Annotated in this window: 24 protein-coding genes; 7 read left to right on the top strand and 17 right to left on the bottom strand. The window is 48.1% G+C overall.

All coding sequences use genetic code 11. The annotated features are described in order from the left end of the window. Positions 1-162: 162 nt before the first annotated feature. The 6 genes from ACQUQM_RS09030 to ACQUQM_RS09055 all read right to left on the bottom strand — a co-directional run bounded on the left by ACQUQM_RS09030 (position 163) and on the right by ACQUQM_RS09055 (position 7314). Positions 163-738 carry a YdeI/OmpD-associated family protein gene (locus ACQUQM_RS09030; protein WP_432474147.1) on the bottom strand — a complete coding sequence of 192 codons (576 nt, stop codon included), beginning with the start codon at positions 736-738 and terminating at the stop codon, positions 163-165. A 78-nt stretch (positions 739-816) separates the two neighbouring features. After that, on the bottom strand, positions 817-1323 hold the full coding sequence (locus tag ACQUQM_RS09035; protein WP_432474148.1) for a hypothetical protein: 507 nt from the start codon (positions 1321-1323) through the stop codon (positions 817-819). 108 nt (positions 1324-1431) lie between these two features. Then, a complete protein-coding gene (locus tag ACQUQM_RS09040; RefSeq protein ID WP_432474149.1) occupies positions 1432-2901 on the bottom strand; it encodes a caspase family protein in 1470 nt (489 codons plus the stop codon). Positions 2902-3485: 584 nt separating this feature from the next. Then, positions 3486-4748, bottom strand: a complete 1263-nt coding sequence (locus ACQUQM_RS09045; RefSeq protein ID WP_432474150.1) for a diguanylate cyclase domain-containing protein — start codon at positions 4746-4748, stop codon at positions 3486-3488. Continuing rightward, positions 4741-5298 carry a YfiR family protein gene (locus tag ACQUQM_RS09050; protein ID WP_432474151.1) on the bottom strand — a complete coding sequence of 186 codons (558 nt, stop codon included), beginning with the start codon at positions 5296-5298 and terminating at the stop codon, positions 4741-4743. The genes ACQUQM_RS09045 and ACQUQM_RS09050 overlap by 8 nt, the downstream gene beginning before the upstream one ends. Positions 5299-5316: 18 nt before the next feature. Further along, positions 5317-7314, bottom strand: a complete 1998-nt coding sequence (locus ACQUQM_RS09055) for a TonB-dependent receptor plug domain-containing protein (protein ID WP_432474152.1) — start codon at positions 7312-7314, stop codon at positions 5317-5319. Positions 7315-7533: 219 nt separating this feature from the next. Between ACQUQM_RS09055 and ACQUQM_RS09060 the strand changes: the two genes are divergently transcribed. Then, positions 7534-8175 (top strand): TatD family nuclease-associated radical SAM protein, encoded by a 642-nt coding sequence (locus ACQUQM_RS09060; protein ID WP_432474153.1) that lies wholly within the window; start codon positions 7534-7536, stop codon positions 8173-8175. After that, positions 8168-9184, top strand: coding sequence for a TIGR01212 family radical SAM protein (locus tag ACQUQM_RS09065; RefSeq protein ID WP_432474154.1), 1017 nt, complete (start codon positions 8168-8170; stop codon positions 9182-9184). Before ACQUQM_RS09060 ends, ACQUQM_RS09065 begins: the two co-directional genes overlap by 8 nt. 248 nt (positions 9185-9432) lie before the next feature. Here ACQUQM_RS09065 and ACQUQM_RS09070 read toward each other — a convergent pair whose 3' ends face one another. From ACQUQM_RS09070 to ACQUQM_RS09100, 7 genes are all read right to left on the bottom strand, one after another. Next, positions 9433-9879, bottom strand: a complete 447-nt coding sequence (locus tag ACQUQM_RS09070; RefSeq protein WP_432474155.1) for a MaoC family dehydratase — start codon at positions 9877-9879, stop codon at positions 9433-9435. 306 nt (positions 9880-10185) lie between these two features. After that, positions 10186-12075, bottom strand: a complete 1890-nt coding sequence (locus ACQUQM_RS09075) for an acetate--CoA ligase (RefSeq protein ID WP_432474156.1) — start codon at positions 12073-12075, stop codon at positions 10186-10188. Positions 12076-12279: 204 nt separating this feature from the next. Continuing rightward, a complete protein-coding gene (mmsB, locus tag ACQUQM_RS09080) occupies positions 12280-13170 on the bottom strand; it encodes a 3-hydroxyisobutyrate dehydrogenase (RefSeq protein ID WP_432474157.1) in 891 nt (296 codons plus the stop codon). Positions 13171-13220: 50 nt separating this feature from the next. After that, positions 13221-14318 carry an enoyl-CoA hydratase/isomerase family protein gene (locus ACQUQM_RS09085; RefSeq protein WP_432474158.1) on the bottom strand — a complete coding sequence of 366 codons (1098 nt, stop codon included), beginning with the start codon at positions 14316-14318 and terminating at the stop codon, positions 13221-13223. Positions 14319-14341: 23 nt separating this feature from the next. Beyond that, positions 14342-15118, bottom strand: a complete 777-nt coding sequence (locus ACQUQM_RS09090; RefSeq protein ID WP_432474159.1) for an enoyl-CoA hydratase — start codon at positions 15116-15118, stop codon at positions 14342-14344. A gap of 75 nt (positions 15119-15193) precedes the next feature. Next, the gene (locus ACQUQM_RS09095) at positions 15194-16351 is read right to left on the bottom strand and encodes an acyl-CoA dehydrogenase family protein (RefSeq protein ID WP_432474160.1); all 1158 of its coding nucleotides are present in this window, start codon (positions 16349-16351) and stop codon (positions 15194-15196) included. A 106-nt stretch (positions 16352-16457) separates the two neighbouring features. Then, entirely contained in the window at positions 16458-17951 is a 1494-nt protein-coding gene (locus ACQUQM_RS09100) for a CoA-acylating methylmalonate-semialdehyde dehydrogenase (protein WP_432474161.1), read from the bottom strand. A gap of 209 nt (positions 17952-18160) precedes the next feature. On the opposite strand from ACQUQM_RS09100, the gene ACQUQM_RS09105 reads away from it, so the two are divergent. The 4 genes from ACQUQM_RS09105 to ACQUQM_RS09120 are packed head-to-tail and all read left to right on the top strand — an operon-like array spanning position 18161 to position 19566. Beyond that, complete coding sequence (locus ACQUQM_RS09105) at positions 18161-19096, top strand: AraC family transcriptional regulator (RefSeq protein WP_432474162.1); 936 nt, start codon at positions 18161-18163, stop codon at positions 19094-19096. A 5-nt stretch (positions 19097-19101) separates the two neighbouring features. Beyond that, positions 19102-19239 (top strand): AraC family transcriptional regulator, encoded by a 138-nt coding sequence (locus tag ACQUQM_RS09110; RefSeq protein ID WP_432474163.1) that lies wholly within the window; start codon positions 19102-19104, stop codon positions 19237-19239. Continuing rightward, positions 19214-19423 (top strand): helix-turn-helix domain-containing protein, encoded by a 210-nt coding sequence (locus ACQUQM_RS09115; protein WP_432474812.1) that lies wholly within the window; start codon positions 19214-19216, stop codon positions 19421-19423. Before ACQUQM_RS09110 ends, ACQUQM_RS09115 begins: the two co-directional genes overlap by 26 nt. Beyond that, a complete protein-coding gene (locus ACQUQM_RS09120; RefSeq protein ID WP_432474813.1) occupies positions 19411-19566 on the top strand; it encodes a helix-turn-helix domain-containing protein in 156 nt (51 codons plus the stop codon). The genes ACQUQM_RS09115 and ACQUQM_RS09120 overlap by 13 nt, the downstream gene beginning before the upstream one ends. A 156-nt stretch (positions 19567-19722) precedes the next feature. Here the strand turns inward: ACQUQM_RS09120 and ACQUQM_RS09125 are convergent, their stop codons facing one another. Beyond that, positions 19723-20829 (bottom strand): adenosylhomocysteinase, encoded by a 1107-nt coding sequence (locus ACQUQM_RS09125; RefSeq protein ID WP_432474164.1) that lies wholly within the window; start codon positions 20827-20829, stop codon positions 19723-19725. A 313-nt stretch (positions 20830-21142) separates the two neighbouring features. Between ACQUQM_RS09125 and ACQUQM_RS09130 the strand changes: the two genes are divergently transcribed. Continuing rightward, positions 21143-22780 (top strand): diguanylate cyclase domain-containing protein, encoded by a 1638-nt coding sequence (locus ACQUQM_RS09130; RefSeq protein WP_432474165.1) that lies wholly within the window; start codon positions 21143-21145, stop codon positions 22778-22780. A gap of 65 nt (positions 22781-22845) precedes the next feature. Here the strand turns inward: ACQUQM_RS09130 and ACQUQM_RS09135 are convergent, their stop codons facing one another. From ACQUQM_RS09135 to ACQUQM_RS09145, 3 genes are all read right to left on the bottom strand, one after another. Beyond that, entirely contained in the window at positions 22846-23310 is a 465-nt protein-coding gene (locus tag ACQUQM_RS09135) for a plastocyanin/azurin family copper-binding protein (RefSeq protein ID WP_432474166.1), read from the bottom strand. Between the two features lie 111 nt (positions 23311-23421). Further along, a complete protein-coding gene (locus ACQUQM_RS09140) occupies positions 23422-24333 on the bottom strand; it encodes an urea transporter (RefSeq protein WP_432474167.1) in 912 nt (303 codons plus the stop codon). Positions 24334-24540: 207 nt separating this feature from the next. After that, the gene (locus ACQUQM_RS09145) at positions 24541-25722 is read right to left on the bottom strand and encodes a thiolase family protein (RefSeq protein ID WP_432474168.1); all 1182 of its coding nucleotides are present in this window, start codon (positions 25720-25722) and stop codon (positions 24541-24543) included. Positions 25723-25804 lie beyond the last annotated feature (82 nt).

Consider the following 25804-nt stretch of genomic DNA (forward strand, 5'->3'; position numbering starts at 1 on the left):
AAGCAACTTCAAAAACATAAAACCGCCTGCAGGCGGTTTTCTTTATTATGGGAGTCATGACGCCCTAATAATGTGCAAAAAATTGGTTGCTAAAATGTTGAGGAACGAAAACAGCAAACCGTTTTTTATCCTTATTAATTAGCTTGTTATGCCGAATTCCACTTATTTAGGCTTCTCTTCGTGAACAAGCATGTTCATGAATTTTGCAAACCGCCTTAGTCTGGTTTCGGGTTTCTTTGCACTTATCAATCCGTACGCGATAACATAACGACTCGATTTATTAAGAGTTTCAAAAAACTCTTTTACATTCGGCTTGCTCTCCAGAGCTGCCAGGAAATCCGCAGGCACTTCCATTTCACTTACCACATAGGCTTTTTCCCAACGACCGTCAGCTTTTGCAGCACGAATATGCACGAGCCCTGATTCCATCATCCGCCCCTCACTTATCAAACGTTCCGCATGTTCTGTGTTCCTTTTAGACCAGTTGCTTCGCTTTTTTCTGGGAGTAATGCGCTGAAGATAGGCTTGATCATCGATTGACCTCTTAACACCGTCGATCCAACCCCAGCATAGAGCCTCGATCACGACATCATTCCAAGTTACGCTCTGAATTCCAGTATTTTTCTTGTATATCTTCACCCATAGTTCACTTTCACAGGCGTGATTCACCTTGAGCCACTGGCCGAGACCTTTCGATGATTCAAATGTCATAATTCTCAATGGATCTGGTTCAGGCATCTAATTAGATTCTCTTCGGCATAACGCCTAAAGCAGCGGGCGCACGTTAGTGCGTCCGACTGCCTTTTTTTGTTATGCCTATTTAGTGGTCTTAAGCTCAAAGTTACCACCTATTTTAACTGAAGCTTCTCTTTGGGATTTTATATAGTAGTCAGCGTCTAGCGGTGACTGACGACCTAAAACCTTACTTGAGCATTTTCCACACTTATGGGTAGGGTCTTCATTGGACCAGGCCAGCAATGGGAATAAGTCTTTTGATTGTGCCCAGCACGTTGGACAATGTGGACTGCCTGTAGGGTCACCATCGTCATTGACGTAATAGCGGGCACCAAGAAAGCCAACAGTTTCTCCTTGCGTTTTTATCTTTTCCTCTAATGATGAGATCGTTTCATCTTTATCAATCAAATCCAATTTGATATTTGCAACATCCACTTTTGCATCAGCTAGTGCTCCTAGCAATTCAGCCATATGGAGTTTAACTTCGGCCTGCTCTAGGCTAGACCCGCTGTCTTTAATAAGGCGAGCGATTTCGGTTGCAGTCTTAATACTTCCCAGTGCTGCGCCAATGGTTGCTAAATCTGGCATCCTATCTCCTTGGGGGCATAACGCCTCGTTAAGAGGCGATAAATTGTTGGCTAAAATTAGCGACGAAGGAGCAAAAGCCAACTGTTTTTTGTCCTTTTAAACGACTTGTTAACTGCGCTTTACTGAGTGCCAATAAGGAAATTTTAGTTTGGAACTTTCATCAATATCAATACTGGACTGTAAAGATATATATTTTTTGGGAATCATCATCTCCATGGAAAGTTTATCCATGAATGTATCATAACGCATTGAGTCAAAGGATACTTTTCCGTCCAAAGTGTACTTCTCCCAGCCTTTTTCACCATACAGTATATTTTCACCATCAAAATAAACTTCTTTGATAAGAATGCTTCCTTTTTTGTTCTCTTTAACCGTTAACTCTATCGCTGCATCTTCAATTGATTTCCCCGGTATTATGTAGAAACTATTACTGAATGGTAATAGTAATTCAGCCATAAAATCAAAGGCGGGTTTAAATTCAGGATGGATATCTAAGTCAAAAATAGTGTTGAACATTGTGACTTTAAAGGAGTCCCTAAAGTCACCTTTAGAATTAAAAAATATTTCAAACAGCATTCCTTCAAGAATGCAAATCTGCTTGGCGATTGGTATTCCATTTACTTTTGATTTGAAGTTATTCAAGTACTCAATGGCACTACCTGAATCACCGCATGCAGCTTGATAAATGTTTCTTCCCAACACAAATAACGTATCATCATCGGACTTTGAAATTATAATGGACGACAAGCTATTAATCGCAGGGTTTTGCGTATACCAGTTATGACTCTTCAATTTTGAAATTATTTTATGGCAGGCAATAGTCGAATCTAATACGTAAAGCTCATCAGCTATAGCCAATTTGCTATATTTATCAATTCTATTCCCAAGACTTAAATTAAAATAAAAATCACCCGTTAGAGATGTATGCTCCCATGAGGTTTGCTTTCCTTGGGTAACAACTGATAAAGAGTTTCTAACTTTTTTAAACACATCTTCGATTGTTATATCTGGCTTATTTATATGTTTTAATAACGATTCAGTATAGGCGCCATTATTCCCAAGGCCGTCGGAAGCTATCTCCCCTGGAGATGTTGAATAAGCAATAAGAGTTCCTTTTGGAGCAAACATAGGCGCTAATGAACTCGCTTTTGCGGATCTAGCCCAACCTTTTTCGCAAGGGTTATCCCTGCAAGCGTCAAGAATGACAAGATTAGTCTTATTGGAGCAAGAGTCCATTGCTTCAATCAAGCGATTCAAAGGGTAAGATGTATACCTTACGGAGGACTCATCGATAAAGGATGAGTTAATAGCTGTTATATAATTTTCACCATCAATTTGTATACCGTGACCAGCAAAATAGAATAACCCCACATCATTGCTATTTAGACTGTCTTTAAACGATGATACTGCTCTATCTAGATCCTCTATATTACAATCTACGTGTTTTATAACCGTGAATCCAAGTTTATCCAATGCCGTAGCCATGTCATTAGCATCATTTACAGCATTGATTAGTTTTGTTATGCCATTTTGATATTCGCCATTTCCGACTATCAAAGCAATCATTTTTCTATTCATACATCCCTACAGCTTGAAGAACACGAAAGCAGTTAACATTTTAATTGTGCGCATGCGCATATGTACGGAGTGAATGACTCTGATAGATAGCAATAACTATTTGATACTAAAGGTCTGTTGAGCAAAATCCATCTCCGGTGATTCCATGAAAACGCGCATGCGCGTTATTCTTTTTGCGTTGCGCATAAGTTCCGATGCGCAATTTCGTAACCCTCTGATACTAGTTACTTTTCTGCAGAACTGCCAGATGCAAATACGCATGCGCTCCGTGCAAACACGCAATAACTGTCGTGAATCAAAACTTAACTGTATACCCGCTCAGGAATCATGATGGCCGCAAGAGAGCGACTTAAGAAGAGCTTCCGAGCCATGAATCTCAGCTTGTTGGGCTTCGTTTCACTCAAACCAACCTACAGTTCTTACGGAGTGAAATGTTTAAATTGGCAGACTGTTTCTTAAGAAGGCTTTTACGCTTTTTCTAGCCACTAGCAGGAAAGCTTGCTTTCCGTTCTAGCGAGCCGCGTAGCGGCGTTCTAGCTAGTCGAACTTGTTCGACGGTCTAACGGCTATCCCTCTACAGCCTTTCAGCCTTCTACCACCTGCTCTTTACAGATCACGTATCCATTTTTACCGTTACGTTTTGCATCGTACATCGCTTCATCCGCATAGGCTTTGAGGGTATCAAAATCATTGCCGTGCTGGCCGTATACGGCGACCCCCATACTCAGGGTCGCCTTGCGAATTTCGCCATTGATCAGGAAAGGACGGTTAAACTGCTTAACGATACGTTCGGCGATACTGACTACCTCTTCATCCTCTTCCAGCACCATCAGCATGATAAATTCATCTCCGCCAAAGCGCGCCACGGTGTCCATATCCCGGCATTCAATCGCTAAGCGCTCCGAAACTTTGATCAGCAGCTCGTCGCCGGCAGAGTGGCCCATGGTATCGTTAATCTGCTTAAAGCCATCCAGATCGATAAACAACAGGGCAACCTTGCCTCCCCGACGCTCCTGATGTGCCATCGCTTTCTTCAGGCGATCTTCAAACAGAGTACGGTTGGGCAGTCCGGTCAGGCCATCGTAAAACGCCTGTGCAGCAAGCTTTTGATTCAGATTTTCTAGTTCCTGAGTACGCTTTTTAACTTCCGCTTCGAGCATCTGATCACGGCTTTCGATCTGTTCCAGCATGCCATTGAACACCGTCGCCAGATCACCGATCTCGTCATTTTCCCGAACCCTCGCCCTTAACGAGTAGTTTCCCAGGTCTTTAACTTCGCGCGCCACGTTAGACAGATGCACGATAGGACCCGACAGTTGCTTTTGCAGCCAGAACGAAAGGGCCAGGGAGAACATCACCGAACCAATCAGTACAAATATCGCGACCGCAAGGTAGATCTCGATCTGACTGTAGAAAGAGGCTTTATCTCCCACCAGCAGCAAGCGGCCTACTCTCTGGCGATCAAGATACAACTCGCGCTCGATAACCACGTAATTGCTATACAAGGTTCCGATATCAATCTGATCAAAACTCTGATCACCGTAGCTGGCCATCACTTCGCCAGTGATATCTGTCACTCTGGCAAAGCGGATGCTCATATCCGCGTTAAGGATGTTAATCAATTCGCCGGTGGCATCCTTATCATCAAAGGCGACTGCCGCGGTGATGTTTTCAGCCACGACTTCGCCTAGTAGCGTGACCCGTTCACGCAGCTGACGTTCAGCCGAATAATACTCATTCATGGTAAACATCGCGGTAGCAAAGATTATAGATACCGTACTGATCAGCATGATCAGCGCGACAAATTTCTGCGCAATCGTCAGTCGGGAGAACAATGATTTAATCATTGGATGTCTCCTCATTCCGAATCAGCTTTGCCAGACGCAGCAATCGTGAACTGATTTTCAGACCCGAGTTCTCCAATGAATCCAGATTAATTTCGAAGCGCAGCTTATTGCCCGCCAGAAAGAAGTTAATATTACCCACTTCATGGGCAAACCCACGGCGTTCGCCGACGATCAGAATACCTTCAGCATCCACTTCAGAAAGATACTTAACCCAAAGGTCAGCCTCTTCCACCAGAATAAACAGCAGATCACACTGCCATTCTTCCCCTGGATCAACAGCGGTAAGCCGAATAGGCTTGTTTTCAACCTGTTTGCCTTTAAGCGCAGGACGGGCAATTTCAACGAACCGTTCACTGCTGGAACAAAACACAAACTCAGAGCTTTCCGTTTTACGGGTAATATCCGGCCACTGGGTATAGCTTATGAAGTTAGTCAGGAAAGCGATCTTGATCTGGTATTCCCTGTCTCCGGGCGCAGCGATACTGCCGCTGATACCGCATAGCAGTATCAGCGTAGTCAGTAAAACCCTAAAACCCGATGATAGTTTCAACCGATCAATCTTCCTTTATCAGAATGTCCATACCGCACGGGCATAGACATCACGCTCAATCTCGGTGGTATATGAATTAGTCAGTTCCCCGGAAGCAAACTCAGGATGGGACGGATCAAACAGGTTCTGGACATATAAACCCAATTCCAGATCCGGGTTAACCTGCCAGGTGAGCCCGGCATCAACTGTTGTGTAGCCATCGATGGCTACATTCAGGTTATCCGTAAAACCGTTCTGGTAAGCTACTTTAATATAGCTGCTGAGCGATGACGTGTGCCGATAATCTGAGCGAATGGCTACCTGCTTTTGAATCATGCTGGGTAGTAACGGCAGGTATTCGGGTCTGTTTGCTCTATTCTGCTGGTCAAGATAGTTGAAGCTTAACTGCAGGCTCCAGTTATACAGCGGCTGCAGATTGATAAGCAGTTCGCCGCCTTGCTTAACCAGATGCGCGCCATTTACCGTTTTGCCATTAATTTGTGACGGGATGAAAAATGGAGGGAAAGGGACAACTGCACCTAGCACCTCATTTTCCAAAGACACCGCATTATCCGACTCTATATAAAACAGTGACAGATCAACCTCGACATCATCGAACTGGCCTCGATATCCCAACTCATAGTTGTCGAATTTCTCAGCATCAAAATCCGGCGACCCGACGAGAAAACTTTGAACACCTGCTAACGGATCCGGAGTTGGTACTCGCAGTGTGATATTTGTCGAGTAGTCGGTTGGCGTCAGTACCGAGCGGGATACTCCGCCCCACAGACGGTGTTCCGGGGTCAGTTTATGCATCAGACGTAATGAAGGCTGATATTCCCAGCCGCTGATCGCATCTTTATCAGCACGGACCGCGCCTATCAGAAAGGTCTGGTCTGCGATCAACTCGACTTCGTTCTGAATAAAGCCACCGAAGTTATCCAACCGGCTATGGCCGTCACCCTCTATCATAATAAAGTCGTTTTCAACGGTGAAAGCCTTATTCTGCTGATATTCTAATCCCCAATCCAGCTTGTGCCTTGCAAACTCAGTATTCATCGAATAGTTCAGATTGAGGAGTTCCAGATTACCATCCAGATCATCAACTGCAGCGCTGCCATCTGAATAGGCAAACTGAAGCATCTGACTTCGGGTCGCAGAGAGCCGCTGGTCAAGACGCAGCATCAGATTGGTCTTCTCAGCCACGGTGTTATTTTGCCAGGGGGTACCCTGATATAAAGGTGCGGATATTTTATTGGTGGTAATCTCGCTGTCGCTATCCAGATAGCTGGCCTTAACCATCAGTGAGAGGTCATCACTGAAGGTATAATCCATGCGGGTACTGAATGAGTCGACTTGTTGGCCATCATGGGCCGGCTCGGCGAAATCAGCCGAACGATCTATTTTCTGTGTACCCAGGTTAATACGGTAGCTACCGCCATCACCAAACAGGCCACCATAGCGCAGATTAACTTTTCTTTCGGTACGGGTACCCGTGCCCAGCGTCACTTCGAATCCCTGAGTATCGATACTGTGGCTGGTAATAATATTGATCACGCCGTTGCTGGCTTTGCTACTCCACAGCGTGCCAGCCGAGCCACGAATCAGCTCGATCCTTTCGATCTCACCGAGGGGGATTTCCAGATGTTCCCAGATAGTACCCGGGAAAATAGGGTTGTAAACATAACGACCGTCGATCATCAGCAGAAAGCCTAAGCTCAACTGATCGGGGGTTTGCCGTATACCGACCGCGCGCTGACTATTGCTCATCTCCCGGTAGAACAAGCCCGGCAGCAGGCTTACTGCCTCGGTTAAAGTTGTCGCCCCTGACAGGTTGATCTGATCCGCTGTCAGGACATATACCGATGCGGGTGTATCGATGACAGACTCAACCCGTTTCATTACTGAGGTTGCCTGTACATCGAGAGACATCAGCGCCTCCAGATCCATCGTATTGATCGAATCCTGATCTGCCAATGCAACCGAACAACAAGTTGTAAAACCAGCGCCTAACAGCCAATATTTCATAGTACGCATAATTTATACCTTACTCCCTAGATTCCATATCATGACCTATCAAAAGGCCGTCCATTCCAACTTTGTCACCATCCATTCTGGTGCACAATTACCGGCCATAATACCTCAAAACTACTCATTCTGATGAAAATTATTGACAACAGTTTGATTATCGTCACTACGACCGGTTTTATTTGATGCTACTGTTGCCGCATTATTGTTATCTAATCGGTTATTTTAATGGCACGCCCTAACACTCTGACCCCCGCGACTATCTCAGCCGCCGATTCGACACTAGTTTACCGGATCGAAGACAACCTATATGTCAATCTGACAGATCGCTGCACCCTGGCATGCCAGTTTTGCCCTAAACATAACGGTTGTACTGAGGTAAAGGGCTATGAGCTGGAGCTTGGCCAACGGCCGGATGCTGAAAAAATTATCGGCCTGATCGGTGACCCGAAAAACTATAACGCCATCGTCTTTTGCGGTTACGGTGAACCGACTTTACGCCTCAAAGTACTGTTAGAGATCGCCCACTGGATTAAAGCTAACGGCGGCAACACCCGGATCAATACTGACGGCTTAGGCAATCTGGTAAACAAGCGAAATATTTTGCCTGAACTTGGCGAATGTATTGATGCACTCTCGATCTCACTGAATGCACAGAATGAAGAGATCTATAATCGCCACTGCGTACCCGCTCTTAGCGGTGCCTATGACGCAATGCTGGACTTCGTTGAGCAGGCTCCGCACTATATTACTGATGTCAGCGCCAGTGCTATCAACGGCTTACAAGGTGTCGATATTGACGCATGCCGCCAACTGTCAGAACAGCGCGGCGTAAAATTCCGCCAGCGGGAGCTGGACGTTGTTGGATAACACATATTTAGTCGCACCAGCCCAGGCATCAGCCAACCCGGACATGAACCTGACCCGGTATATCAATACCTTTGCCTGTGCGATGCAGCAGCGTTACGGCGAAAAAGTACATAAGGTCTCGATCAATGCGGCCTTCACCTGCCCTAACCGGGACGGCACTAAAGGCATTGGCGGTTGCACCTTCTGCAACAATTCATCATTCAACCCCAATACCCAACAAGCACCCGGAGTGTGTGAACAGGTTGCGGCCGGTAAGCAGGTGATACGCAAGCGCACAGGTGCACGAAAGTATCTGGCCTACTTCCAGGCATACACCAACACTTACGCTGAAATCAGTAGCCTTAAAGCACTCTATGATGAAGCGCTTGCCATCGATGATGTGATCGGCCTGTCGATAGGTACCCGCCCCGATTGCGTACCGGACAAAGTTCTCGACCTGTTGGCCAGCTATCGCGATCAGGGTTACGAAATCTGGCTTGAGCTGGGCCTGCAATCCACTTCAGATAAAGTCTTGCAAGGGGTCAATCGAGGCCACGGCTTCGGCGAATATGTTGATGCAGTAAACCGAGTTCAACAAAGGGAGCTGCAGTACTGCACCCATCTCATTGCAGGCCTGCCGGGGGAATCCGTTCAGGCCACCGCAGACTCTGCTCAGCGAGTAATCTCCATGGGGACTACTGGCCTGAAACTACATCCATTACATATTGTCCGCGGCACCCAGATGGCCCGCCAGTGGAAACAGGGCGGCGTCACACCGATGACGCTTGATGAATACATCCAGGTGGTCGCAGATATTGTCTGTGAAGCACCGCCTGAACTGATATTTCATCGCCTGACCGGCACGGCTAATAAGGATCTGCTACTGGCGCCGGACTGGACCGAATATAAGTGGAAGGTACTGAATGGTATCTATCTGGAGCTGGAACAACGGGGAACCATCCAGGGTAGCGCCTTCGGCGCAAGGATTCGTCAGGATAACAACGCGATAATTCAAAGTCTTAGTATATAACTCGTTGTTCGTGGCTCGAACGTCGCTTCGCAACTTGCTCGTGGCTCGGAAAAGCCTTCCTAAGCAGGAGCTGTGAATGGTTTCACAGAAAAGCTTGGTAAGAAAGTTGGGTAAAAGCGTGTTTAGAGGCGTATTTACAGACTTTCTTACCCGTCACACTGTTAAGCTTTTCTAACAAACAGCATAAAGAAGGATTTTCTGGTTTTTCGAGCAACGAGTAACGAGCAACGATCTTTTAGTTTTTCGAGCTACGATTGTTTCCGCTTCAGCATATGCGTCACAATAAAGCTGATCACCTGATCGTTATGCTGGTTATAGCCCCGTACATAATAACGAATAACACCCAGATCAGCCTTCGATGCTGAAGCATTATGTTCAATGATTTCCAGCTCGGATCTAAGCGTATCTCCCGGTCTGACCGGCGCCATAAAACGGGTTTCATCAATTGCAGGCCCACCCAGCGAACAAGCTTCAAAGATCCCCTGCTGCACCAGCAACCTGAAGCACAACCCCATCGTCTGGAAACCACTGGCAATCAGACCACCAAAGTGGCTCTCAGCCGCCGCATTAACATCGATATGGAAGCTCTGCGGATCATAGGTCAGCGCAAAATCAATCATCTGCGCTTCGGTCAGCGTCGCACTGCGTCCCTGAAAAACATCGCCCACTGCGAAATCGTCAAAATATCTGTCCATCTCTCTCCCCTTTATATTCATTATTTTTTGTTAGCAAGAGGTATATCTTTTTCAACATTGGCAACAGCCAATGCGAGGTAAGCGCAGCCAGCAATGTTTCATTGCGCCTGCTGCGTGATACCGACATCTGCTCAGGGTTTACCGGGCTGGGTAGAACTTTGAACCTTAGCCTGAGCAGATAAAACAAAAAAAAGGGAAGCAAGCTTCCCCTAAAAAGGTACCTTTGCAAGTACCAGCGCTATTTCAGACAAGCAAAATCTAAACAGACATCTGAATAAGAGATGCCTGTTTTAAAAGGCCAGCGAGCTACTTAAGCATACCCGCCTGATCCATCAGTTCAGTAATTTCACCGAGGATACTTTCATCATCAATGGTGGATGGCATCTTATACTCTTCATTCGCCGCGATCTTACGCAGAATAGCGCGCAGGATCTTACCTGAGCGGGTCTTCGGCAGACGCTGCACGATAACTGCCCGGCGGAAACAAGCCAGTGCACCGACCTGATCACGCACCATCTGTACCAGTTCAGCTTCCAGCTGTTGCTCATCTACCTCTTCACCGGCTTTCAGCACGATCAGACCAACCGGCAGCTGCCCGCGCAGAGAATCATTCATACCGATAACGGCACACTCGGCAACCGCCGAATGGGATGACACGACTTCTTCCATTTCACCGGTCGACAGACGATGACCCGATACGTTGATCACATCATCGGTACGCCCGGTGATGTAGACGTAACCATCGTCATCTTTAAAACCACCATCACCGGTATGGTAGTAACCCGGGAATGCAGTCAGATAGGAGTCAGTAAAGCGCTCCGGCTGATTCCAGATATCCCACGCTACACCTGGTGGCATCGGCAGGGTCACTACGATGTTGCCGGTTTCGTTAGGCTCGACCTTGTTACCTTCGCCGTCCACCACCTGAATGTCATAACCCGGTATCGGCTTATTGGTCGACCCTAAACGCGCCGCTGAAGGACTATCCCAGCCCATCATCGGTGAAGTCATCGGCCAGCCGGTTTCGGTCTGCCACCAGTGATCGATTACCGGTACCTTAAGCAGGTCATCAAGCCAGTTATAGGTCGACGAATCGAGCTTCTCACCGGCAACAAACACCCAGTTGAGGCTCGACAGATCATATTTCTTCGACAGTGCACCTTCCGGATCTTCCTTACGGATTGCACGGAAAGCGGTTGGCGCACAGAACATTGAATTGACGCCATACTCTTCGATCACGCGCCAGAAAGTACCGGCATCTGGATTGCGGATCGGTTTACCTTCGAAAAAGATAGCGCTACAGCCCCCCATCAAAGGACCGTAAACGATAAAGGAGTGACCAACGACCCAACCGATATCGGATGCGCCCCACCAGATATCGCCGGGATTCATGCCGTAGACATTATGCAACGCGTAGTTCAGTGCCACCGCATGGCCGCCATTATCACGCACGATGCCTTTTGGTGCCCCTGTAGTACCTGAGGTATACAGGATATATAACGGATCACTGCCTTTAACCGGCACGCAATCGGCAGGCTCGGCACCTTGCTGGAAATCGTTCCAATCAAGATCACGCTCACCCTGCATTTCAGCTGCCAGCATAGGACGCTGGAAAACAATCGTATTGTCAGGCTTGTGTGTGGCCAGATCGATCGCTTTATCCACCAGCGGCTTATACGCGATCTGCTTATCAAACTCGATACCGCAAGACGCCGTTATAATCAGTTTCGGCTTGGCATCATCGATTCGGATCGCCATCTCGTTCGGCGCAAAACCACCAAATACGACCGAGTGAATTGCGCCGATACGGGCACAGGCCAGCATCGCGACTGCTGCTTGCGGAATCATCGGCATATAGATTACAACGGTATCGCCCTTCTCTACCCCAAGGCCTTTCATCGCTCCAGCAAACTGCGCAACCTGCTGATGCAGTTCGCGGTACGTAATTGCCTGCTTAGAGTTGGTCGCTGGCGAATCATAATACAGCGCTACCTGGTCACCGCGGGTTTCCAGATGCTGATCCAGCGCCAGATAGCAGCTATTCAGTTCACCATCGGGATACCAGCTAAAGGTACCGTTTGCGGTTTTTTCAAGAATAGTTTGCGGCTTTTTAAACCAGCTGATGCGGTTGGCCTGTTCGGCCCAGTATGCTTCCGGATTCTGTTGTGCAGCCCGGTACTCTTCGTTGTAACCCATTACCTAACTCCTGAACTTTTTCTTATAGGGAGTCTGCCGAGCGAAACCGACAGGTGGTCATATATCTTGTTCTGGTAATTCTTAGTGCTGAAATGAATGCGGTAGAGCAAGGCAAATTTTGTCGAAATAGCGGAGCCTACACACCGTAGGTGAGCATATTGAGACTAAATTTAACGCCGCTATCCCGCATTCAGGCGGCACTGATTAGCTATCCTGATACAGTTTGATCACGCTTGAGAAATCCAGACCGCCATTACCTTTCGCTTTATGCAAGCTAAACAGTGAACGCGCCGCAGAGCCCATTGGAACCGCAGCAGCACTCTGCTGACTCAGGTCCATCGCCAGCCCCAGATCTTTAAACATCAGATCAACCTGGAAACCACCCTGGTAGTCGTTAGAAGAAGGCACCCCGTCCATCACACCGGGTACCGGGTTGTATACGTTCAGCGCCCAGTTACCACCGGAACTTTGCTTCATAATCTCTGACAGTACCGCCGGATCCAGACCGTTCTTCATGCCCATATTCAGAGCTTCACAGGTACCGGTCATCAGAATTGACAACAGCATGTTGTTACACGCTTTAGCGATCTGGCCCGCACCACTCTGACCCGCATGGAAGATATTCTTGCCCATGACATCAAGAATTGGCTTAGCCTTGGCAAACTGCTCATCTGTTGCACCCACCATGAATGCCAGGGTACCGGCGACCGCGCCACCAACACCACCGGATACCGGCGCATCGATAAAGCTCAGGCCACGCTCAGCCGCAGCTGCAGAAACACTCTGCGCTGTTGCTGCATCAATAGTCGAGGAATCGATAATCAGGGCATCTTTAGATACCACATCAAACAGCGGTTGATCGCCGCTCTGGTACAGGCCTTGTACATGCTTACCTGCTGGTAGCATTGAAACAATAAAGTCAGCGCCTGTAGCTGCTTCTACCGCAGATGCAGCGGCACTGGCACCTTCTGATACCACATGATCCAGTGCTGCCTGAGACAGGTCGAATGCTTTAACTGAGTGACCCGCCTTAACCAGGTTGATCGCCATTGGGCCGCCCATGTTGCCCAAGCCAATAAATCCTATTGTAGCCATAACACTTTGCCTCTTTTAATTCTTATTTAATTCTTTCAGAAACGACGGAATCACATATCTGCCAGTGGATTCACTTCCCACGGCGAAACAAAGAATTCATCAACCACTGCCTGATCTACTTCACCGACAGTCTTGTAAGTCCACTGTGGCGCGCCATCTTTATCCACCAGCAATGCCCGTACACCTTCGGGGAATTCACGGTGCTTACTACACTGTACCGACAGAATCAGCTCACTTTCGAAGATCTGTTTAAGGGACATATGCTTAGTTACATCCATCTGCTTCTTGATCAGATGCACCGCCAGTGGGCTACCGTGGCTGATCGCTTTCTGCGCCCGGGTGATCCACTTGTCATCACTTTCTTCGGCCAGCAGTGCTTCAACAACCTCACTAACACTGTCCTGATCGGTGACTTTCTGAATAAAATCAAAATGACTCTGAACCGGCGAATCAGTATCAAAAGCTGACTGGGATTCTTCCTCAAGCTCGCGCAGTACCCGGTTAGTCGATGCCGTAGCATCACCATCCCAGGACTCAGCCTGTAACCGCTCTACCAGCAGACCACGACACTCTGAAGCGATAAAGCGGTCTGCCAGGCCCAGAAACAGCGCATCGGCTGCATTCATCGGATTTCCGGTCAGGCCCAGGAACAAACCTGTGCGACCAGGCATATGGTTGAGGAACCAGCTGCCACCGACATCCGGATATAAACCGATAGTCACTTCCGGCATCGCCATACGGGTTTTCTCAGTCACAACCCTATGGCTGCAACCGTTCATCAGACCCATACCGCCGCCCATCACGATACCGTGGCCCCAGCATATGATCGGCTTAGGATAAGTATGGATGGTGTAATCGAGAATATATTCCCGGGCAAAGAAATCGGTAGCAAAGTTCGGATCACCCTCACCCACCATCGACTTATACAGATCGACGACGTCGCCACCGGCACAAAATGCCTTCTCACCGGCACTGTTGAACAGTACGCAGACAACCGAATCATCACTCTTCCACGCATCCAGCTTCGGCTGGATCAGGTCGATCATCTCCAGCGTCAGGGAGTTCAGGGTACGCTCTGAATTCAACCGGATCTCAACAATTTTCTTACCATCCTGAGTTGCAAACTCATTAAACAATACACAGCTCATAGTCATTTTCTCCTGTATACCGCTTAGCGGTTTTTCCATTCTGGGGCACGCTTACCAAGGAACGCATTGACGCCCTCTTTCTGATCTTCGGTGAAGAACAGATCAACAAACAACTCACGCTCAAGAATATAACCGGCATCCCAGTGATTAGTACGGTTGTTCTGGATCAACTGCTTGCAGGAAGCCACCGCAGTCGGGCTCTGATGAGCGACATTAGCTGCCAGCTCAAGTGCTTTTTCCAGTGCCTGACCCTGAGGTACAACTTCCTCTACCAGACCGATCTCCAGCGCCTTCGCCGCCTTAATACGCTCACCACATAGAATGAGACGCTTAGTCCAGCCTTCGCCAACCAGCATGGTCAGATTCTGCGTACCACCGGCACATGGCAGTAGACCCACTTTCGCTTCTGGCAGCGCCATCTGCGACTGCTCCTCAGCAATACGAACATCACAGGCCAGCGCCACTTCCAGACCACCGCCCATAGCAAAACCGTTAATCGCCGCGATCGATACGCCGCGGAATTTACTCAGGGTTTCGAACGCTTCACCAAAATAGCGCGCCATATCACGGGCAACGCTGCGATCACCGTCGGCAAACAGGTTCAGATCGGCACCGGCAGAGAAAAACTTTTCGCCCTGGCCTGTTATCACCAGACTATAGATATCAAGGTCAGCATTAAGCTCTTCCACCAGTGTTTTTAAACCCTTCAGGCTTTCTTCAGTCCAGGTATTCGCGGGCGGGTTGTTCATTGTCAGCAGCGCAATATTGCCGCGCTTTTCAACAATCAGCTTATCGGTCATAGCGTTCTTCCTTTTTATTCTGACAGGACGTTAATTTCGTCCTTTTATGTTCTTATTAGCGCTTCAGCTCACCCGTTACAGAACCGCAGCTGCGTCTTCCAGCAACAATCGACGGGCGATAATGACATTCATAATTTCGTTGGTTCCTTCAAGGATCCGGTGCACCCGGTTATCCCGCAGGAAACGTTCCATCGGATACTCTTTGATATAACCATTACCACCAAAGATCTGCAGAGCCTCGTCGGCAATATTAAAACCGACATCGGTAGCAAAGCGTTTCGCCATCGCACAGTAAGTAGTCTTATCCGGGTGATTGTTATCGAGACGGGATGCCGCCATGCGCACCATCTGACGCGCAGCAACCAGCTCAGTTGCCGCATTGGCCAGCTTGAACTGCAGCGCCTGGAAGTTAGCCAGAGTCTGGCCAAACTGCTTACGCTCGTGCATATATTCAGTGGCGTTGTTCAAAGCCTGCTGGGCAGTACCGATTGAACAGGTCGCAATATTGATACGACCACCATCGAGGCCACGCATCGCTATTTTAAAGCCATCGCCTTCCTGCCCCAGAATCGCTGAAGCAGGAATGCGGACATCTTCAAAGGTAATCATTCGGGTTGGCTGGCTGTTCCAGCCCATCTTCTCTTCTTTGCGGCCGTAGGTAATACCCGGCAGATTGGCATTAATCGCAAACGCCGAGATTCCCTTAGGACCATCGACCCCGGTACGCGCCATCACCACCAGGCAATCGGTTGCACCGGCACCTGAAATGAAGATTTTGCTGCCGTTTAAAATGTAGTCATCACCCTCACGACGCGCGCTGGTCTTCAGCGAAGCGGCATCGGAGCCGGCATTCGGCTCGGTGAGACAGTAAGATGCCAGTTTTTCACCGGCGGTAAGCTCCGGACACCACTGCTGACGCACATCTTCGGCGCCAAACTCAGAGATCATCCAGGTAGCCATATTATGTATCGTTATGAATGCGGTAGTGGAAGTACAGCCCATCGCCAACTGTTCGAAGATAATGCTGGAATCAAGACGACTCAGCCCCAGGCCACCCACATCTTCATGGGAATAAAGACCGCAGAAGCCCAGCTCACCGGCAGCTTTTAACACCTCAACCGGGAAGGTCTGATTCAGATCCCACTCACCGGCATGCGGTGCCAGCTCGTTTTGAGCGAAAGAGCGGGCCATATCGGCAAACGCTACCTGTTCTTCGTTCAGTTCAAAATCCATAATTATCCCATTCATTACCAGCGTGCTAAGCGCACGCCTGTTCGATTCTTATTATTGAGCAACATAAAAAACGGGAGACTGAAACTTCAGTCTCCCGCTTAATGATTTACTTCAGGTTGATTGAGGTATTCACCCCGGTATCAATATCATCCTCAAACCAGCGCGCAGTTACGGTCTTGGTCTCTGTGTAGAAACGTACCGCCTGCTTACCGTAAGCATGCTGATCACCGTAGAAAGACTTTCTCCAGCCAGTGAAAGAGAACATTGGCAGAGGCACTGGTACAGGTACGTTAATACCGACCTGACCAACCTTAATCTCGTGCTGATACTTACGTGCAGCCGCACCGGATGAGGTAAACATTGAAGTACCGTTACCGTATGGGTTGTTATTGATCAGCTCGATAGCTTCGTCCAGCGTATCAACTTCCAGCGTGATCAGGACAGGACCAAAGATCTCTTCCTGATAGATAGACATATCAGTGGTCACGTTACGGAACATCGTCGGGCCAACCCAGTTGCCATCCGGGTAACCTTCAACAACCACTTCAGAGCCGTCCAGAATACAGTCAGCACCGGCATCTTTACCTTGCTGAATGAAGCCCAGAACCTTCTCTTTAGCCTGTGGATTGATCTGCGGACCATAACCCGCTTCAGGATCGTTCCATGCACCCGGACGCACTTTAGCCAGCGCATCACGTACTTCAGGGATCCACTCGCGAGACTTACCGACGAACACGGCAACAGAGATAGCCATACAACGCTGGCCAGCAGCACCGACTGAAGCACCTGCGATGCTGTTAACAACCTGATTCTTCGCCGCATCCGGCATGATAACCATGTGGTTCTTAGCACCGGCAAATGCCTGTACACGCTTCATCTTATCGGTACCGGTACGGTAGATATGCTCACCGACAGCAACTGAACCAACGAAAGAGATCGCCGGAGTGTCTTTGTGAGTCAGTAACTGATTTACCGCATCTTTAGTACCGTGAACAACCTGCAGCAGACCAGCCGGAGCACCCGCTTCCTGGAACAGTTCAGCCAGACGCATCGGTGTCAGTGGATCCTGCTCAGAAGGCTTCAGTACAAAGGTGTTACCGCAGGCAATCGCCATAGGGAACATCCATAGAGGGATCATTGCAGGGAAGTTGAATGGCGTAATACCAACACACACACCTAATGGCTGAGTGATGCTGTAGCAATCGATCTTACGCGCTACGTTTTCAACCGTCTCGCCCATGCTCAGGGAAGCGATGTTACAGGCGTGTTCAACTACTTCTATACCACGCCATACGTCACCTTTAGCATCTTCAAACGTCTTACCGGTTTCCTGTGAAAGGATGGTTGCAATCTCATCGTGGTTTTCTTTCAGCAGCGCCTGGTAACGCAACATCAGACGGGCACGCTCACCGACCGGCGTCTCTTTCCAGGTTTCAAAAGCCGCTTTCGCCGCATCTACTGCCTGCTCGACCTCTGCAGCCGTTGCACAAGGAACCTGGGCAATGACTTCTTGCGTTGCCGGGTTAGTTACCGGAAGCCATTGCTCACTCTGGCTCTGAATCATTTCACCATTGATCAGTAGAGGGACTTGCTGGGTCATTATCTTCACCTTTGCACTTTTTATACTTGAAAAAATTCCAGACCGACCTAAATTAGGCGAATCCTGAAACTTTCATGTTTTGATGCTATCGATTAAAGCACAGCTTGGCGCTGCGCATGATTGATAATGTTGCTATATTAATGGACTATATTGCTGTTGAATACATGAATACCCTAATATTCGCCTTATACCTTAGTCGAGCCCTACCTATGAGTACCCCCTCTAGCTGGCCCCTGCCACCGCAAAGCATTCGCTTTGTCATCCCCCACAAAATCATTCGTAAACTCACGCAGAATCCGCTTTCCAGAGATCTTTATCCGCTTGGAGCAGGATACTACAAGCAAGCTGCAGGGCATCGTATGGAGCGCCTTACCCATGATGATAACCTGCTCATTTACTGTCTCGAAGGCAGAGGAAAAATCCGCATAAATCAGAAGAACATTGCGGTAAATAGTGGCGATCTTGCGGTATTACCCAGGGGTATGGCACACCAGTATGCTTCCAGCGCCAAGCAGCCATGGACCATTTACTGGTGTCATTTTGAAGGGGATCTTTCAGAAGATTTCATCGCACACCTGCAGCTGGCGAAACAGAAACCGGTGCTGCACTTAGGCCTGCACAGCAACCTGGTCAGTGAGTTTGATGCCTTGCTTGAAGCCCGTCACAGTAGTTACCACCTCAACGCATTCATCAATGCCGCAAACCAGCTGCGCCAGATCCTCACTCACATAGCCCTGCTCCAACCACTGGTCAGAAGCCAGGACTCAGACAGTTTTAATCTGGAAACGGTGCACAGCCTGATGCAGGCCAGAATTCACGAACAACTGGACCTGGACACCCTGGCAGCCAGCGTTAACCTGTCAAAATATCATTTCGTTAAAAAATACAAAGAGATCACCGGCACCACCCCGATCAACCACTTTATTCAACTTAAAATCGAACGCGCCTGCCACCTCCTGGATATCAGTACCAAAACCATTGCTGAAATCGCCTTCATGGTCGGCTATGAGGACGCTTACTACTTCTCCAGAATCTTCAAAAAAGTGATGGGCATATCCCCCACTCAATACAGGAAATTGCAGGTCGGCGCCTGGTCGTATAAAAGCTTTAAATCTTCCCCCGTAGCAAAACCATCACCCAAATAGCTTTTATGGCGGGCTATGAGGACGACAACACCTGCAAACACTTCTCAAGAATCTTCAAAAAAGTGATGGGCATATCCCCCACTCAATACAGGAAATTGCAGGTCGGCGCCTGGTCGTATAAAAGCTTTAAATCTCCCCCGTAGCAAAACCATCACCCAAATAGCTTTTATGGCGGGCTATGAGGACGACAACGCCTACAAACACTTCTCAAGAATCTTCAAAAAAGTGATGGGCATATCCCCCACCCAATACAGGAAATTACAGGTCGGCGCCTGGTCGTATAAAAGCTTTAAATCTTCCCCCGTAGCAAAACCATCACCCAAATAGCTTTTATGGCGGGCTATGAGGACGACAACGCCTACAAACACTTCTCAAGAATCTTCAAAAAAGTGATGGGCATATCCCCCACTCAATACAGGAAATTACAGGTCGGCGCCTGGTCGTATAAAAGCTTTAAGTCGACATCTTAATCAGCAGAAAAACAATCGCCGAAGCAGCCTAAATTATGGGCATACCACCCACACAGTATCGTAAGCTGCAGTGGGTGCATGGCCATAAAAAAGTTAAAGCCAGAATTGATCCATTAAGTGTTAATAATTCTGTTCACATTCCTTTGCGGTTTTAAACTAACTAAAGTGCCTCAACCAACGCTCAGCCAGGTCCCTGCGAATTGAAGTAGGTAACTCCATAATTTGCTGATCTAATGAGTTTTCGTAGAGATAATTAACCGCTGCAACAACCTCCCCCTGCACCAGATATATGTAGGGCCCAACTTCCGCATTATGAATAAAATTAATTGCATTCCCGCTATTTGCCAGATGAAAATACTGCCCGAGGCGCTCATACCGTGAAACATACTCTGTTACCCGATTGACCGTAAAATTACAGTCAGCTCTGGACAGATCCAACTCGTCATCCGAAGAGGTCACCGAAAAGATAAATGCACCGTTTTTTACCCGGTTAAAATCATGATTATTCAGCGACTGATTTCCGGTCGCGCAAAAAATCACATCACTGGTCTGAAGGGCTTCATCTTTATGAATCAGATCAAAACCTCTGGAACGCGCTTCAATCGCCCTTATCGGATCGATCTCAACGACTTTTGTATTTATATTTTTGGCATGTAACGCTTTAGCAATTGAACGACCGATCTTGCCATATCCAAAAACGACGGCGTTGCCGCCATTCATAATATGATGGCACTCACGCATTAATGCCTCAGCTGAATACACTATCGACTGGCCCGTCAGGTAGTCTTCCGGACCTTTCAGAGGACTGCGGGCTAACGACACAACCGGCACCGCAAGTTCAGGCAAGACAGCATAGCGTTGGTGGCCGTTTTCCGTGACCTCTACCACACCGATTAAGTTCGCTTTAAGCAAGGGCGCAATAGCAGACAAGCAGGCTGCAAAATATCCACCGATATCGACTAATACCAGATCTCCCCGGGGCACAGCATTATTTAAAATTGCGGCAGCAACTTCTGCCGACGCCATTTGCGAACGGTTTTTAATGACTACCTGAAACCGCTTCTCCAACTGCTCCAGTATTTTAGGGCAGATACTCTTCGGCTTTGGCAGCAACATCGCCAGATTGGCAAAACTGTGCAGAGAATCCAGGTAAACCTGTGGGTTATCAAGCAAGTGAGTTACCACAGCTAAATTAAGATCGGATCGATGAGGGGGCTGAATATCCTCAAAAAAATGCGCGCCTTTCACATACAACGGATTCATAGCGATGCTCCTTTAGAACAATAAGTGATGATGCCGTTGCTTGTGTAAAAGATTAACGCTATAAATTCAAACTTTAGTTTTAATTGCCTGTTTAACAGAACCGATTCTGGTCGACGATGGTTAATTAAATATGACCGGGTTGCCTGACCAGCCAAAGGATCCAGACAGAAAACACTATGCTCTCAATTCGAGTACAAAATTTCTGACTGCTATTCATAGATCATCAATTACAAGATATGCTGAAAGGCTGCAAGGAAGGTTCCACCTGCACAAACCTTGCTTACAGTCTGATTTAAAGCATTCCAGGGCGTATATGAATTCCAGACAAGATACGGATATGACTACAGGTTTGAGTTCAGAGTTAGCGATTATTAACCTTCTCGATGACTTAGTTTCAGTGGTGGATGACAGCTATCATTACCGGGCTGTCAGCAAAGGATATACAAATTTTTTCGGTTGTAAGCAGAGTGACATTGTTGGCAAACATGTTGCGCAAGTCCACGGAACAGAAAACTTTGAGCAGCATATTAAAGAAGGTCTCGATAAAGCCCTGGCAGGTGAAGATGTGCATCTGCAGTTCTGGCGACCCAATCATGACGGCGATCTTCGCTTTCTGGACAGCAAACACACACCCTATTCCGGCCCCTTAACTGAAGGCAAAGGCATCGTCGTTGTTGCCCGGGATGTTACTGAGCTGATCCGTTCCCAGGATGCTCTGGAAAAAGAGAAGTCCCTGCTGAATACCGTTATCAACGCAGTACCTGACATCATCTTCGTCAAAGATTTAAAAGGCACCTATCAACTCTGCAACACCAGTTTCGAAGAGTTTCTGGGAATTTCATCTGAACAGATTATTGGCAAAACAGATAATGAGCTGATGTCGGAAGCTTCAGCACAGTATATTGCAGCCCAGGACAAGCGCGTCACAAACTCACACACCCCTCAGCGCTGTGATGAATGGGTAACCTATAAGGATGGCCGTGAACGCCTGCTGGATATGTACAAGCTGCCTTTGATCGATAAACAACAGGCACTGTCAGGATTACTTGGCATCGGCCGTAATGTAACCTTCGAGAGAGAGACCGAACAGAAGCAACTAATGGCTGCGCTGATGTTTGAAACCACACCGGACCCATGCCTGATTGTATCCGGGGAAGGCCAGATCATTTCAAGTAATGCCGCAGCTAAAAACCAGTTTTCCAGGCAACTGAATGACACCCAGGCCAAGATCCGTTTTTCTGATATTTTCTATAGCCCGGGTAAAAGCCTGAGAACAATCAAAGAGATGCTCGAGAAAGATGACTGCTGGCAAGGCGAAATATGCACGACTGACCACAGCACATTTATGGCAACGATCAATGCCGTTCATGAAGCAACCGGCAGACTCACCAAATATGTCGTTATTATTCGTAATGAACATAGCCGCCACCAGCTAACTGAAGCACTGATGGCAAAGGCCTATCATGATTCACTCACCGGCTTACCCAATAGATTACTGTTCCAGTCTCGGCTTGAAAGTGCGATCACCCGTAGCGAGAGGCAGTTTCGAAAAATTGCGGTACTGTTCATCGATCTGAATAAGTTCAAACCGGTGAACGATCAGTTTGGCCATACTGCCGGTGATCAGGTACTCATAGATATTGCACAACGCTTGCAGGAAAACTTCAGGGCGACCGATACCTTAGCCCGTATTGGCGGCGATGAGTTTGTCGCGCTCATTGATATTGAACACCGTGATACCGCTGCCGTTGTCGCAGATAAAATAGTGCATAGCCTTAGCCAGCCTTTTCATATCGACAATAATGAAATAAACGTTGGCGCAAGCATCGGTATCAGCATCTTCCCCAGCGACGCTGGCTCAGCAGATGATCTGTTACAGAAAGCCGACGAAGCGATGTATAAGGCGAAGCGAGACCCGAGACTCAGTTACGCTTACTACACAAAGGAATAGATCCACTTTTATTAAGCAAAGACACTGCCTGCAGATCAAGCGCTAGTTATTTGAAGCCGCCCTCTTCAACGCAGCTTCGCCTGCTCTTGCTCTAATTTCTGTAACAGCCCTTCCATCTCAATCTTACCAAACCTTCGCAACCGGAAAGTCTTTGCTTCTTCCAGATTCACCGGCTCACCAACCACCAGCAATGCGACCATGCCATAGCGGTTATGCACCCGACACTTGAGACCATAGACTCCGGGAATATCAAATTTAATCTCTTTGCCTGGCACTGAGTTAATTTCGATATGCTCTGCACCTTGCGGCAACATCCGCTGCACACTGGTGATGGTATGCTCCCCAATAGTGCCACTGAAACGCACGGTATCACCTGGCTCTATCCGCAGATAGTTAGGCTCGAAGCGAAACATATGGTTGATATCCTGCGCTTCTACATTGGAGGTCTGATGCATCATATGAATAGTATGAGGTTCAGCGATAGCGAGATCAGAGATCAGCACTAATAGACTCAGCAGCATGGTTTTCATGTAAATTCCTTTTTTGAGATGTGTTTCGTCTACATGGCTGCGAACGATAATACTTCTCATTCATTAAATATACAGATACCTGTCACTCAAATGCGCTGCATCAATAACATTTCAGCCTGCAGCTTTGTTTCGCGATTTACCGGTACGAGACAGACAATCCAGCAGAAAAATAATCCATGAGGTCAATACAAACGGCGCTGTTAATGGCGTAATGCCAAGCAACTGAAAGCCCCGGGTAATGAGTATCGTCATTATGATCCCCCCAGCTATAAGCAGAAAGCGATTGGGAAATCTGTCGCCTAATACAATCGCGACTAACACCCCATTAAAACCAAACAGACCGGCAGCTACCAGCGGTTCCGGGTATTGCAGCAATGTTGCAGCTTCATACCCCAGCACAGAGCCGAAAACTCCCCACAGTGCCACTTTCGGTGCCGCGACAGCCAAACCCGCGATAAAGAGCAACCCGGTAACAGTATTGCCCTGAAACATAACCTGCCCCAGGCCATGACTTATTGCCTGAACGGCTCCCTCACTTAACAGTTCATCAACAAATACTGTCACAGCCAAATCATTACCTACGATTGGTAATACTGTGTCATTAAGGTCGAACCATTGAGCTAACAACAAAGCCATCCATCCCGTTATAACAAAGGGCCCTGTTAGCGGCGCCACTCTGACAGTGACAAGTAACCGCTGTATGACAGTAGCCAGCATCGAACAAACAATAAGTATTATCACCGACGATAATGATAACGGCAGATAGAAGCTGACAGCTAAACCAATCAGAGCACCGTTATAACCATAAAGCCCCCGATCAAGGTCGGCTGTATCAGCCCGGTACATCATCGCTGCCAGCATTGAGCTGCAACTACCGACAACAGCACACGCCAGCATCAACCAGGAGTTAAACCCGATGCCGAGCATAAACAGTAAACCGGTGAGCCTGTTTTCCTGCAACATCACCTGTGAAAAGCCACAGCTCAGCCGTTTAGCCGACAAACTGATCTGATCAACAAACATCGGTAGGTCCTGTACTGATTGATAAAGCAGCGTCTGATGACAAGGGCATAACGAATTTACTACCCTGCTTGCTGCAGAACAGGGATCAAAAAAGGGACAGGCATTCTCACACAGAATGTACACAAAACAAACATGATATGATCACAAAAAATTTCAGATAATAAAAAACCGACCATCGGGTCGGTTTTTTATGACAGCTTTTAAGGTTTATAACATTTCTACCGCGACTGCAGTTGCTTCGCCGCCACCGATACAGAGTGAGGCAACACCTTTGCTCTTACCCTGGTTTTTCAGGGCGTATAGCAGAGTTACCAGAATCCGGGAGCCGGAAGATCCGATCGGATGACCCAGCGCGCAGGCGCCACCGTTAACGTTTACCTTGTCTGCATCAAGCCCCATCTCATTGATCGCCAGCAGGCTGACAACCGCAAAGGCTTCGTTGATCTCATACAGATCGACGTCCTCTTTACTCCAGCCGGCACGGGCCAGAACTTTATCAATGGCACCGATTGGCGCGAGGGTAAACTCAGCTGGCAGCTGAGCATGGGTAGAATGCGCAGCGATACGCGCCAGCGGACTCAAACCACGGGCCCGGGCATCTGATTCACGCATCAGTACCAACGCCGAACCACCGTCAGAGATTGAACTGGAGTTAGCGGCAGTCACCGTGCCATCTTTCTTAAACGCCGGACGCAGGCTGCGAATCTTATCGATACGGGCGTTACCGGGCTGCTCATCGGTATCAACAACGGTATCGCCACGACGTGAGCTAATGGTTACCGCAGCGATCTCATCTTTGAAGGCGCCTGTTTCAATCGCTTTCAGCGCTTTCTCAAGCGAACCAATAGCAAAGTCATCCATCGCTTCACGGGTGATGTTGTAATCATCGGCGCTCTTTTGCGCAAATGTTCCCATCAGACCGCCTTCATAGGCATCTTCCAGGCCATCGAAAAACATGTGATCGATACACTGCTGGTGACCCATACGCATACCCGAACGGGCTTTCGGCAACAGGTAAGGTGCCTGGCTCATATTCTCCATACCACCGGCAACCATGACATCAACCTGACCGGCCATAATCTGATCGTGGGCAAGCATCACCGCTTTCATGCCGGAACCACACATCTTGTTTACCGTTGTCGCACCTGCTGCATCAGGTATACCAGCGCCACGGGAAGCCTGACGGGCGGGAGCCTGTCCCAGACCTGCCGGCAACACGCAACCCATCACTACTTCATCGACATCGGAACCCTGAATACCAGCACGCTCAACCGCCGCTTTAATTGCTGTGGCGCAAAGATCGGGCGCACGCACATCACTCAGAGCGCCCATCATGCCCCCCATCGGAGTACGGGCAGCACTGACAATAACAATTGAATCCTGACTCATCTTTTTTCTCCCGACCACAATCAATTACGCTGTATTACAGCCTGATAAATTTTAGACAACAAAAAGGGGCACCTGATGGACA

This window comes from Amphritea sp. HPY, from assembly GCF_050870985.1.
Classification (GTDB): domain Bacteria; phylum Pseudomonadota; class Gammaproteobacteria; order Pseudomonadales; family Balneatricaceae; genus Amphritea.